The following is a 12,003-nucleotide window of genomic DNA, read 5'->3' as shown; positions in this document are numbered from 1 at the left end:
ACGAACCCCCGGATGTCTGGGTGGGTTCCGGTGTCGGGCAAGAGGTTTCGTTCCTGCTTGCCGGGTACCGGGGTTCATCGAGGACATGTGGTGTGGGGGTGTGGATAGTTTCATAGAGTTACGGCGGTTATAGCGGTGGGGAAACGCCCGGTCCCATTCCGAACCCGGAAGCTAAGCCTGCCAGCGCCGATGGTACTGCACTCGCCAGGGTGTGGGAGAGTAGGACACCGCCGGAACATACATTCAGTGAAGGGGACCCGCATGCGGGTCCCCTTCACTCGTTCCACGACCAAGACATGACAGGCCCCCGACGGAATGTCGGGGGCCTTTTCTGCGTCCACCGTGCAATCTGTCGACAGTCACAGCGCCGCAATGCGTCTCGATCACCCGGCAGCAGGGCCCACGGCGGCCGCTGCGGCCTTGTACCGCGCCGGCTGGACCTCCAGCGCGCCGACGCTCGATCGAGGGGCTGCATGTCCTCGGACCCACTCACGTTTCATCGCTTGTCGCTATCTGCGCAGGCCATGCACACTGCTTCGGAATCGGTGGCGGTTTCGACAGGCCCCGGAGTGGTATGCCTCACCCACAACAGGCGGCGACCCGGCGGTTTGCGCACTTCTCAGAGTCCTCTCGAGGAACAACCAGCCCCTCGAAAGCCGTTTTGTGGATCATGGAAGTGTAGGTCCGGCGTGACCGGATAGTGATGGGGAAGGAGTGCTCATGGTCGTGCTCGAAGAAGCACCGGTCCAGGGAGCATCGTTGGAGAGCGGTACGGTGACCACCCCGCGCTGGCGTCGGTTGCTGCTTCCCGTCACCTATACCTATGCCGCCCTGCTGGTGGCCGTCACCGTCCTGGTCTCCGAGCTGAGCGACGACGATCAGTCCCGTGTGGTCCTGCACGCCAGCACCAACCTGCACAACCTGCTCCGCGGCCACATCGGAACGCTGCTGTCGAGCGCGTTCGTCATCGGTGACAGCAATGCCGCGCTCATGATCATCCCGTTGCTGTTCTGCGTGCTGGCCCTCGCCGAGCTGAGATTCGGTTCGCGGCGTCTGCTGCGCGTATTCGTCGCCGGCCACATCGGCGCCACCCTGTTGGTCGCGATCGGGCTGTGGGTCGCGGTCGAGGCCGACTGGCTCCCCTGGAGCATCAGCCAGGCCGAGGACGTCGGTATCAGCTACGGCGCCATGGCCCTTATCGGAGCCTTCATCGCGCTGCTCCCGTCCCGCTGGCGGCCGACCTGGGCCATCTGCTGGCTCGCGGTGGCCGTCGCGGGAGTCGCGATGGGACGGACCTTCACCAACGTCGGCCATCTGCTCGCCGTGGCGATCGGGCTGGCCGCCGGATTCTGGTGGATCCGCAGCGGCCGGCTCGACGCGCTGCGCCGGCTCTCCTGGCCCGAATCGGGACTTCTCGGAACCGGCGCACTTCTCGGATATCTACTTCTGGTCGGATGAAATTGGCCTGCCGGATATCAATTTCATCGTCTATTGGCCTAGAGTTTCACGGGTGCGTTTAGTCATCGCTACGTGCCAAGTCGACTATGCCGGACGGCTCACTGCTCATCTGCCGATGGCCCGCCGTTTGATCATGATCAAAGCCGACGGTTCCGTACTCATCCATTCCGACGGTGGTTCCTACAAACCGCTGAACTGGATGAGTCCGCCGTGCTGGCTGAAGGAGGAGGTCGATACCGGCGCCGAATCCGGCACCGCGGAGAAGCCGCGCACGCGATGGATCGTCACCAACAAGGGTGGTGAGCAGTTGCAGATCACCATCGAGAACATCGAGCACGATTCGGCCTTCGAACTCGGGGTCGATCCCGGTCTGCAGAAGGACGGCGTGGAGGCGCACCTGCAGGTGCTGCTCGCCGAGCACATCGAAACCCTGGGCGCCGGTTACGAACTCATCTCCCGCGAGTACATGACCGCGATCGGGCCGGTGGACATCCTGTGCCGCGACGATCGCGGGGCGACGGTGGCGGTGGAGATCAAGCGCCGCGGTGAGATCGACGGTGTGGAGCAGTTGACCCGCTATCTGGAACTGCTCAACCGCGATCCGCTGCTGACGCCGGTGGCCGGGGTCTTCGCGGCCCAGCTGATCAAGCCACAGGCGCGAACCCTGGCGGAGGACCGCGGGATCCGTTGTCTGACTCTCGATTACGATGCCCTCCGCGGCATGCAGAGCACCGATTTCCGGCTGTTCTGAGCTCGAACTATGCCCCGCCGGAAGCCGCGCCCACAGCAGCCCTCGGCACGGTTCTCCGCCGAACCGCGGCCGATGGGTGATGCGTTCGGCCGCAAGGAGACCGGGCCGGACGGCGAGGACTACATGGTCCGGACCGTACCGGGCGCTCGTGCGGTGAAGACGTACCGCTGCCCGGGGTGTGACCACGAGATCCCGCCCGGGACCGCGCATATCGTCGCGTGGGCGGTATACGGCGGTGAGGACGATCGTCGGCACTGGCACACCGGGTGCTGGCGTGGTCGTAACACACGCAGCATCACCCGGCGCTGGTCCTGAGGAGCCCGATACGCCCGGAAGGCCGTCCCGAGAGGGGCGGCCTTCCGGCGATCGGTCAAATCGTGTCGCCCGGCGGTGTTCGGGGTCCCTAGCTCGAGATGTCTGCGTTCTCGCGGTGGTCGTCGAGGATGTCGTCCTCGTCGCTGGCAGCCTCCGGGATCGCCTTCTGCTGACGCCCCTGAGAGGGCTTGCTGGAGCCGCTGCTCAGCGAGCGCGCCTCGGACGCGCCGTCGAGCAGTTCGCTCTCCCGGTTGACGGCCGCGAGCATGGCCGGCACCGAGTCGAGCTGGCCACGGATGCCCAGCAGCTGCGCCAGGACGCGGCCACGCAGCACTCGCATCTCCTCCGCCAGTTCCTTGGCGTGCGCGATCTTGCGATCGGCCTGCTGGGTGGCGGTGGAGACGAGGCGGTTGGACTCGTCGGTGGCTTCCTTGATGCGCTGCGCGGCATCGCCGCGGCTGGAGGCCTCGAGCTCCTCCATGGCGCGCGTCAGCTTGGTGCGACGCTCGGCCATGGTGACCTCGAAGTCCTGCTGCGCGGCCTTGCGCTTGGCCTCGGCCTCCTTGGTGATCCGGTCGGCCTCGGCGTTGGCGGCCTCGTTGATCTTGGCCGACTCGTTGCGCGCGTTCGCGAGGGTCTGCTCGAACTCGACCTCGAGCGCTTCGCGCTTCTCCTTGGTCTCCGACAGCAGCGACTCGTACTTGCCGCGCATCTCGGTGGCCTGCTGCTCGGCGATCGAGATCATCTCGGCGGCCTCGGCCTGCGCCTGGGCGCGGACCTCGGAGGCCTCGTCGGAGGCCAGCCGCAGCATGCGCGAGATGCGATCGCTCATGCCCTCCGCCGTGGTCGGCGGCACGGACAGACGATCGACCTCCTTGCGCAGCTCGTCGATTTCGTCGCGCGCGTCCTCGAGCTGGGCGGCCAGGTTACGGGCCTGCGCGGCAGCGGCATCGCGGTCGGTGGCCGTAACTCTTAGTTCGGCGTCGAATCGGTCGAAGTAATTGCGCACTTCGTCGCGGTCGTACCCTTTACGAACAACGGTAAAGGGCAACGCGACGAAGCGGTTGCGATCGGGCTCAGTGGACGACATGCCGAACAAACTACAGCCTGCCGACCGGCCATGGTGACCCGACCGCGAATGTCGTTACGAACAACTTTCCACGGTCGGACCAGGGGTACTAGTGAGTAGGATTGGCCGCCGGTTCGATGAGCTCGATGAGCACACCGCCAGCATCCTTCGGGTGTAAGAAGTTGATCCGCGCCCCCGCAGTTCCCCTCTTCGGAGCGTCGTACAACAGGCGCAGGCCACGACTGCGCAAATGGGTTGCTACGGCCTCCACATCGGTGACCCGATAGGCAAATTGCTGGATACCCGGGCCGTTGCGGTCGATGAACTTGGCAATCGTCGAGTTCTCGTTCAGCGGTGCCAGCAACTGCACAGCAGTCGAGTCGTCGCCGGCGGCGGGCAGCGACAGCATCGCCTCGTGCACGCCCTGGGTCTCGTTGATCTCGCGATGGGTTTCCACCATGCCGAGGTTCTCGCTGTACCAGGCGACGGCGGTGTCGAGATCCGGCACCGCGATGCCGACATGGTCGACGGCGATCACGTAATCGGCCGGGATGAAAGGGCTGGTCTCGGATGAATCTGTGGTGCTCACCCTTACGACGGTAACTCCACCTGCGTAGAGCCCGAACGGTCGGCCGGGTTACCGTGAGAACGACGTTTCCGTCACCAGATCTACTCGGAACAACGAAGCGAGGCCCCTCGTGACCACAACAGTCATCGTCTCCGGCGCCCGGACCCCGGTCGGCAAACTGCTCGGTGGCCTGAAGGATTTCAGCGGCTCGGCTCTGGGCGGGATCGCCATCAAGGCGGCGCTGGAGAAGGCCGGCGTCCGGCCGGACCAGGTCGATTACGTCATCATGGGCCAGGTGCTGCAGGCCGGCACCGGCCAGCTGCCCGCCCGTCAGGCCGCGGTGGCCGCCGGTATCCCGATGAGCGTGCCCGCGATCAGCCCGAACAAGGTGTGCCTGTCCGGCATCAACGCCATCTCGCTGGCCGACCAGCTGATCCGCGCCGGCGAGTTCGAGATCGTGGTGGCCGGTGGCCAGGAGTCCATGTCGCGCGCGCCGCACCTGCTGCTCAAGGGCCGTGAGGGTGTGAAGCTCGGCGATCTGACCCTGCACGACCACATGAACTACGACGGCCTGCACGACGTGCTGACCGACCAGGCGATGGGCCTGCTCACCGAGGAACGTAACGATCTGGACAAGATCGCCCGTGCGGACCAGGACGCCTTCGCCGCCGCCTCGCATCAGCGCGCCGCGGCCGCGTGGAAGAACGGTGTGTTCGACGACGAGGTCGTGCCGGTTCCGGTGCCGCAGCGCAAGGGTGATCCGATCCCGTTCACCAGCGACGAGGGCATCCGCGCCGACACCACCGCGGAGTCGCTGGGCAAGCTGCGCCCGGCGTTCCGGCCGGACGGCACGGTCACCGCGGGTTCGGCCTCGCAGATCTCCGACGGCGCCGCCGCGGTGGTCGTGATGAGCAAGGAGAAGGCGCAGGAGTTGGGCCTGACCTGGATCGCCGAGATCGGCGCCGCCGGCGCGGTGGCCGGTCCGGACTCCACCCTGCAGGACCAGCCGGCCAACGCCATCGTGAAAGCCTGTGCGCGCGAGGGTATTTCGCCCTCCGACCTGGACGTGGTGGAGATCAACGAGGCGTTCGCCGCCGTCGGTGTCGCCTCGGCCCGCAAGCTCGGCCTGTCCGACGACAAGGTCAACGTCAACGGTGGCGCGATCGCCATCGGTCACCCGCTGGGCATGTCCGGCGCGCGCATCGTGCTGCACCTGGCCCTCGAGCTGAAGCGCCGCGGTGGCGGTGTCGGCGCCGCGGCCCTGTGTGGCGGTGGCGGTCAGGGCGACGCGCTGATCCTCCGCGTGCGATAAGTCCCCCTGACGGCACCCCGTCCGGCCCGTTTCCGCGGGTACCGGGCGGGGTGCCGTCGTCTCCGGGAGTTTGTGACACAGGTCAACTACGGGCCGTCGTAGCGGTTGGGCACAATAGAGCGCATGGGCGAATTCTTCGATGTGCGCACCGCCGCGACGCGGGTGCGGTTGTTCGGCACGCTGGAAGCGGTCTCGTGGGTGCTGCTGCTGACCGGTTCGGTGCTGAAGCGGCTCCCGGATCCGATCACCTGGCCGGTGATGGTGTTCGGGATGCTGCACGGCATCGTGTTCCTGATCTATCTCCTCAGCGTTCTGCTCGCGTGGCGCGAGTTCGAATGGCCCGGCCGGACCGTGCTGCTGGGGCTGCTGTCGTCGGTGGTCCCGTTCACCTCGATCTGGTTCGAGCGCTGGGCCATCCGCAGCGGACAGTTGGGCGAATTGAGCCAAGCCCCAGCGGCTACCCCGGTACAGGCATGACACACTGGAAGTCGTGACTCGACCTGCTGCACGTCGTCCCTCGCCCGCCGTTGCCGCTGCCATGTCCGGTGCGGTGGATCTGTCTGCTCTGAAGCAGCCCGCCGTCACGGATGTCCCGCGCGGGCACGCGGTCACCGAGGCCGATTTCGAGACCCAGGTGCTGCGGCGCTCGCTGCAGGTGCCGGTGGTTGTCGCTCTGTACTCCCAGCGCAGTCCGGGCAGTGTGGAATTGGTGAAACTGCTCGAGCGGCTGGTCGCCGAGGGCGACGGCAGCTGGGATCTGGCCACGGTCGAGGCCGAGGCCAACATGCGGATCGCGCAGGCGTTCGGGGTGCAGGGCATTCCGACCGTGATCGCCGTGGCGGCCGGTCAGCCGCTCGCGGATTTCCAAGGCGCACAACCGGAACCGCAGGTGAAGCAGTGGCTGGCCGCGGTGGTCGAGGCTGTGCGTGGCCGGCTGGAGGGCGCCGAGGGCGAGGCGCCGGAGGAGGTCCCCGAGGATCCGCGTTTCGTGGCGGCGGAGGAGGCGCTCGAGCGCGGTGACATCGCCGGGGCCGAGGCCGCCTACGAGAAGATCCTGGCGGAGGAGCCCGGCAACGTCGAGGCCCGGTCCGCGCTGCGTCAGGTGCGGTTCTTCGACCGTGCCCAGGGCCTGCCCGACGATGCGATCGCGCGCGCCGACGCCGCTCCGACCGATATCGAGGCGGCGTTCGCCGCTGCCGACATGGAACTGTTCAACCAGCTGCCCGAGGAGGCCTTCGACCGCCTCATCGCGCTGATCAAGCGGACCGCGGGCGACGACCGCAACCTGGTGCGCTCGCGGCTGGTGGAGCTGTTCGAGCTGTTCGACACCGGTGAGCCCGTGGTGGTTGCCGCGCGCCGCCGGTTGGCCAGCGCGCTGTACTGAGTGACCGGAGGCTCCGGGAAGGTCCGGGCCTCGGGTGCCGCGCGCCGGATCGGAGTGCGGCGACGGCACCGATGGGGCCGGGGCTTCCTCGACGTCTTATCCTGCGGTTCCGGACCCTCGGCGCGAGCCGGTTAGCAGTCGGCAACGGCTCTCTCGAGTGGCCAGTGATTTCGACCACACCCGCTCCGGTTGAGTGCCACTGTGCATTGATCTCGGCGGTGCGGTGCGGTGATTCTCGAATCCGCGGGGGTTGACGCACTTTTCGGTGTCGGGTCGTAGGTACTCGGCCTCGGTTCTGGCAGGGTGGGATTCGCGCGGGACGGTACGGCCGGATCCTGCGCGAAAGCGGGTAGTGGGCCGGGAATCTGGTGCTTGGAAGGCGGGAGCTGTGCGCAGGACATCGAGAGCCGTGTGGTCGATGGGTGTGCTGGCGGCCGTGCTGACCGTGCTGCCTGCCGGTGGCGCGGTGGCGCAGGATCGAATCACCGACCTCACCTTCACCCGCGACGATCCCGATCGCGCGATTTCGACGGTGACCCTGGGTTGCGATCCGGACACCGGTTCGCATCCCAACATCGCCGCCGCCTGCCGGTATCTGGCGGACAGCGGCGATCTGGCGTTACCCGAGGAGAATCCCGAGGTGCACTGCATCCGGTACCACCCGGTGTCGCTGCACGTCGTCGGGACCTTGTACGGGCGGCCGGTCAGTAGCCATCGCACTTATGGGTGTGTGGTGCCGGATCTCCCGGCGCCCTGGCAGTTCTGAGCGATCACTCCGCGGCGAGCCATACCGCGCTGTTGGGTGCGAGTGTGATCGCGGCGGAGGCCGGGCGGCCGTGCCAGTGCTGATCCGTCGCCTCCACGCCGCCGAGATTTCCGGTGCCGCTGCCGGCGTAGGCCAGCGCATCGGTGTTGAGGATCTCCCGCCAGCGGCCGGTGGCCGGCAGCCCGATGCGGTAGTCGCGATGTTCGGAACCGGAGAAGTTGAACGCGCAGGCGACCGTCGATCCGTCGCTGCCGTGGCGGAGGAAGGCGAGGACGTTGTTGCCGCGGTCGTCGGCCTCGATCCAGGAGTAGCCGCCGGGTGAGGAGTCCTGCGACCACAGCGCCGAATGGGCCCGGTAGGCGGCGTTCAGGTCGCCGACGAGGGTGAGGATGCCCTGGTGCAGGGGATTGCCCAGCTCACCCCAGTCCAGGCCGCGGTCGTGCGACCACTCCCGGAACTGGCCGAACTCCTGGCCCATGAACACCAACTGCTTACCCGGATGCGCCCACATGTAGGCGAGCAGGGTGCGCACTCCGGACGCCTTGGTGTAGTCGTCGCCGGGCATGCGGGTCCACAACGTGCCCTTGCCGTGCACCACCTCGTCGTGGCTGATCGGCAGCACGTAGTTCTCGCTCCACGCGTACACCGTGGAGAAGGTGATCTCGTTGTGGTGCCAGCTGCGATGCACCTGGTCGCGGCCGAAATAGCCGAGCGTGTCGTGCATCCAGCCCATGTTCCACTTCATGGTGAAACCGAGCCCGCCCACCTCGGTGGGCCGGGTGACGCCGGGCCAGGTGGTGGACTCCTCGGCGACGGTGACCACGCCGGGATGATGCTTGTGCACCGTCGCGTTCATCTCCTGCAGGAATGCGACGGCCTCCAGATTCTCCCGGCCGCCGTGCACATTCGGCTCCCAGCCGCCGGCCGGGCGGGAGTAGTCCAGGTAGAGCATCGAGGCGACGGCGTCGACGCGCAGGCCGTCGATGTGGAACTCCTCGATCCAGTACAGCGCGTTGGCGACCAGGAAGTTGCGCACCTCGAACCGGCCGAAGTCGAAAACGTAGGTGCCCCAATCCAATTGCTCACCGCGACGAGGGTCGGGGTGCTCGTAGAGCGGGGTGCCGTCGAAGCGGGCCAGGGCCCATTCGTCGCGCGGGAAGTGGGCGGGCACCCAGTCCAGGATGACCCCGATACCGGCGGTGTGCAGGCGGTCGACGAAGGCCCGGAAATCGTCCGGCCCGCCGAAGCGCGCGGTCGGCGCGTAGTAGGAGGTGACCTGGTAGCCCCAGGATCCGCCGAACGGGTGCTCGGCGACCGGCAGCAACTCCGCGTGCGTGTACCCGTGGTCGAGGAGATAGTCAGCGAGCTGATCGGCCAGCTCCCGGTAGCCGAGGCCGGGCCGCCAGGAACCCAGGTGCACCTCGTAGATGCTCATCGGGGCGCGGGTGGGATCGGTCTGCGCCCGCGTGGTCAGCCACGGCAGGTCGTGCCATTCGTAGTGGCTCTCGGTGACCACCGACGCCGTCGCGGGCGGCATCTCGGTGGCGAACGCGAACGGATCGGCGTGGTCGGCGGTGCGGCCGTCGGCGCCGTGGATGCGGTACTTGTATTTCGCGCCCACCGCGACACCGGGCACGAACAGCTCCCAGATACCCGAGCCACCCAGTTTCCGCATCGGCGCGCTCTGCCCGCTCCAGCCGTCGAAGTCGCCGATGACCGCGACTCCGCGGGCATTGGGCGCCCACACCGCGAACGAGGTGCCGGTGACCTCGCCGTCGAGGGTGTCGTAGTGCCGCGGATGCGCGCCGAGCACCTCCCACAGCCGCTCGTGCCGGCCCTCACCCATCAGGTGCAGGTCGAGGTCGCCGATGCTCGGCAGGAAGCGGTAGCCGTCGGCGTCGAGGACCGTCTGACCGCCCGGATAGGAGACCAGCAGCCGGTAGTCCCACAGGTCCGGGAACGGCACCACGCCCTCGAACACCCCGTGGGCGACATGTTTGAGCGGATACTCCTCGTCGCCGATCCGCGCGCAGACGCTGTCCGCGTGCGGCCGGAGCGCGCGCACGACGGTGCCCTCGGGATGGGGATGGGCACCCAGCACGGTGTGCGGATCCGCGTGCGTCCCGGCTGCAAGCAACATCAGATCGCGCCGATTCATCCGCGCTCCCTCCGGTTCGGCCCGCCGACGGTAGTGACGTCGTTCAACTTACCCACAAGATCGCCATCGGGCCCTGTGAGACGAGGTCCCGCACCCGTTCCTAGGAGAAAGTCCGGCGGTAGGACAGTTCGGCGCGGGCGGGGGCCGGAACCGGGGGCAACGCCAGGATGTGGGCGACCGACCTCGCGGGGTCGAGACGGATGTAATTGGTTTGGGCCCAATGGTATTCCTCGCCGGAGACCTCGTCGTGGACCACTGGGTGGTCGTGCCATTCGCGGCCGACCGCGGGGAGATCGACGGAGATCATGCCCTCCTCGACCCCGAACGGGTTCAGGTTCACCACCACCAGGACCGCGTCGCCGCTGACCGGGCACACCTTCGAATAGGCGAGCAGCGCGTCGTTGTCGGTCTCGTGGAAGCTCACGCAGCGCAGCTGTTGCAGGGCCGGGTGCGCACGGCGGATCTCGTTGAGCCTGGTCAGCCACGGTTCCAGGGATTCGCCGTGGGCGGCGGCCTCGGCGAAGCGGCGCGGGCGCAGCTGGTATTTCTCGGAGTCCAGGTACTCCTCGCTGCCGGTGCGCACGGCCTGGTGCTCGAACAGCTCGAAGCCGGAATAGACGCCCCAGGTGGGGGCGAGGGTCGCGGCGAGGACGGCGCGGATCGCGAACATGCCCGGACCGCCGTGCTGCAGGCTCTCGTGCAGGATGTCGGGGGTGTTGACGAACAGGTTCGGCCGGGCCTCGTCGGCCTTGGCGGCCAGTTCCCGGCCGAATTCGGCGAGTTCGTGTTTGGCGGTCCGCCACGTGAAATACGTGTAGGACTGGGCGAATCCGCGGCGGGCCAGACCGTAGAGCCGCGCGGGGCGGGTGAACGCCTCGGAGAGGAACAACACGTCGGGATCGGTGTTGCGCACCTCGGCGATCAGCCACTCCCAGAAGTCGGCCGGCTTGGTGTGCGGGTTGTCGACGCGGAAGATGGTGACGCCCAACGAGATCCAGTACCGGACCACCCGCAGCACCTCGGCGTAGAGGCCGTCGGGATCGGTGTCGAAATTGATCGGGTAGATGTCCTGGTACTTCTTCGGCGGATTCTCCGCGTAGGCGATGGTGCCGTCCGGCAGGGTGGTGAACCACTCCGGATGCGTCGTGACCCACGGATGGTCGGGAGCGCACTGCAACGCCAGATCGAGGGCCACCTCGAGGCCGAGTTGCCTTGCGGCGCCGACGAATTCGGTGAACTCCTCGGCGGTGCCGAGCAGCGGGTGGACCGCGTCGTGGCCGCCGTCGGCGGAACCGATCGCCCAGGGCGAGCCCACGTCGCCGGGCTCGGCGGTCAGGGAGTTGTTGGGGCCCTTGCGATTCACCTCGCCGATCGGGTGGATCGGCGGCAGGTACACCACGTCGAAGCCCATCGCGGCGATGCGCGGCAGTTCCTTCGCGGCGGTGACGAAACTGCCGTGGACCGGATTGCCCGCCGCGTCCCAGCCGCCGGTGGAGCGGGGGAAGAACTCGTACCAGGCGCTGTACAGGGCGCGGCGGCGCTGCACCAGGACGCAGTGCTGCGGGCCGCGGGTGACCATTTCGCGCACCGGATGGTCGCGCAGGATCTCGGTGACCTCGGTGCTGAACGCGGGCGCCACGCGGGCCGGTAGCTGTGCGTCGCTGCGCAGGGCGGTGGCCGCGGCGCGCAGGCGCTGCCACTGCTGTTTCGGCACCGCCTGGGCGGCGCGTTCCAGCAGGCGGGCGCCGGTCTCCAGATCGTTGGCCAGGTCGGCGGCGTTCTGGCCGACCGCGAGTTTTGCCTCGACCGCCGAACGCCAGGTGGCCAGCGGATCGCTCCAGCCCTCGATCCGGAAGGTCCACAGGCCGGGCCGATCGGGGGTGAAGGTGGCGTTGAACACATCCGGTTCGTAATCGGGCGTCATCCGGATGCGGTGTGTGCGACCACCACCCGGACCGCGCACGGCGAGGTTCGCGGCCACCGCGTCGTGCCCTTCGCGCCAGACGACGGTCCGAACGGGAAAGACCTCGCCCACCACCGCCTTCGCCGGGCGGCCACCGGGGATGGCAGGGGAGGTGTCATCGATGGCGATGCGACCGGTCACCGCACAACCCTACCGAGAATTCGGACACGATCGGATGTCGAGGGTGATGCTGCCAGGTTTCGATGCGGGTGGATGTGCGAGGGTTGCCTCGCTCGCACCGAGCCGGAACGATTGCCCC

11 protein-coding genes and 1 rRNA gene are annotated in these 12,003 nt (G+C 67.7%); 8 read left to right on the top strand and 4 right to left on the bottom strand.

Going from position 1 to position 12,003, the window contains the following annotated elements; genetic code table 11:
* The first annotated feature begins 119 nt into the window (after positions 1–119).
* From rrf to G361_RS51245, 4 genes are all read left to right on the top strand, one after another.
* A 5S ribosomal RNA gene (gene rrf / locus G361_RS0131485) occupies positions 120–236 on the top strand.
* A 484-nt stretch (positions 237–720) separates the two neighbouring features.
* A complete protein-coding gene (locus tag G361_RS45570; RefSeq protein WP_019931123.1) occupies positions 721–1,458 on the top strand; it encodes a rhomboid-like protein in 738 nt (245 codons plus the stop codon).
* A 52-nt stretch (positions 1,459–1,510) separates the two neighbouring features.
* On the top strand, positions 1,511–2,209 hold the full coding sequence (gene nucS, locus G361_RS0131475) for an endonuclease NucS (RefSeq protein ID WP_036495619.1): 699 nt from the start codon (positions 1,511–1,513) through the stop codon (positions 2,207–2,209).
* 9 nt (positions 2,210–2,218) lie between these two features.
* Entirely contained in the window at positions 2,219–2,524 is a 306-nt protein-coding gene (locus G361_RS51245) for a hypothetical protein (RefSeq protein ID WP_019931121.1), read from the top strand.
* 88 nt (positions 2,525–2,612) lie between these two features.
* Here the strand turns inward: G361_RS51245 and G361_RS0131465 are convergent, their stop codons facing one another.
* Together G361_RS0131465 and mce are read right to left on the bottom strand one after the other, a co-directional pair.
* Complete coding sequence (locus G361_RS0131465) at positions 2,613–3,614, bottom strand: hypothetical protein (protein WP_026343737.1); 1,002 nt, start codon at positions 3,612–3,614, stop codon at positions 2,613–2,615.
* 88 nt (positions 3,615–3,702) lie between these two features.
* On the bottom strand, positions 3,703–4,182 hold the full coding sequence (mce, locus tag G361_RS0131460) for a methylmalonyl-CoA epimerase (protein ID WP_019931119.1): 480 nt from the start codon (positions 4,180–4,182) through the stop codon (positions 3,703–3,705).
* 109 nt (positions 4,183–4,291) lie between these two features.
* Between mce and G361_RS0131455 the strand changes: the two genes are divergently transcribed.
* The 4 genes from G361_RS0131455 (at position 4,292) to G361_RS45565 (ending at position 7,623) form a co-directional block, all read left to right on the top strand.
* Complete coding sequence (locus tag G361_RS0131455) at positions 4,292–5,473, top strand: acetyl-CoA C-acetyltransferase (RefSeq protein ID WP_019931118.1); 1,182 nt, start codon at positions 4,292–4,294, stop codon at positions 5,471–5,473.
* A 123-nt stretch (positions 5,474–5,596) separates the two neighbouring features.
* Entirely contained in the window at positions 5,597–5,950 is a 354-nt protein-coding gene (locus tag G361_RS0131450; protein ID WP_019931117.1) for a DUF3817 domain-containing protein, read from the top strand.
* Positions 5,951–6,011: 61 nt separating this feature from the next.
* Complete coding sequence (locus tag G361_RS0131445) at positions 6,012–6,857, top strand: tetratricopeptide repeat protein (protein ID WP_019931116.1); 846 nt, start codon at positions 6,012–6,014, stop codon at positions 6,855–6,857.
* A 388-nt stretch (positions 6,858–7,245) separates the two neighbouring features.
* Complete coding sequence (locus tag G361_RS45565) at positions 7,246–7,623, top strand: SSI family serine proteinase inhibitor (protein WP_155981874.1); 378 nt, start codon at positions 7,246–7,248, stop codon at positions 7,621–7,623.
* Positions 7,624–7,627: 4 nt separating this feature from the next.
* On the opposite strand, the gene glgB is transcribed toward G361_RS45565, so the two are convergent.
* A complete protein-coding gene (gene glgB, locus G361_RS0131435; protein WP_019931114.1) occupies positions 7,628–9,781 on the bottom strand; it encodes a 1,4-alpha-glucan branching protein GlgB in 2,154 nt (717 codons plus the stop codon).
* A gap of 100 nt (positions 9,782–9,881) precedes the next feature.
* Entirely contained in the window at positions 9,882–11,885 is a 2,004-nt protein-coding gene (locus tag G361_RS0131430) for an alpha-1,4-glucan--maltose-1-phosphate maltosyltransferase (RefSeq protein WP_019931113.1), read from the bottom strand.
* Positions 11,886–12,003 lie beyond the last annotated feature (118 nt).

The organism is Nocardia sp. BMG111209 (genome assembly GCF_000381925.1).
GTDB lineage: Bacteria > Actinomycetota > Actinomycetes > Mycobacteriales > Mycobacteriaceae > Nocardia.
Note: the sequence above shows the minus strand (reverse complement) of the source record. Positions and strands in the feature narration are given on the sequence as shown.

Bases quoted from the DNA above. Each gene is read 5' to 3' on its own strand.
- G361_RS0131445 (WP_019931116.1), top strand. From the start codon at position 6,012: ATGTCCGGTGCGGTGGATCTGTCTGCTCTGAAGCAGCCCGCCGTCACG.
- G361_RS0131465 (WP_026343737.1), bottom strand. From the start codon at position 3,614: ATGTCGTCCACTGAGCCCGATCGCAACCGCTTCGTCGCGTTGCCCTTT.
- glgB (WP_019931114.1), bottom strand. From the start codon at position 9,781: ATGAATCGGCGCGATCTGATGTTGCTTGCAGCCGGGACGCACGCGGAT.
- G361_RS0131450 (WP_019931117.1), top strand. From the start codon at position 5,597: ATGGGCGAATTCTTCGATGTGCGCACCGCCGCGACGCGGGTGCGGTTG.
- G361_RS51245 (WP_019931121.1), top strand. From the start codon at position 2,219: ATGCCCCGCCGGAAGCCGCGCCCACAGCAGCCCTCGGCACGGTTCTCC.
- G361_RS45570 (WP_019931123.1), top strand. From the start codon at position 721: ATGGTCGTGCTCGAAGAAGCACCGGTCCAGGGAGCATCGTTGGAGAGC.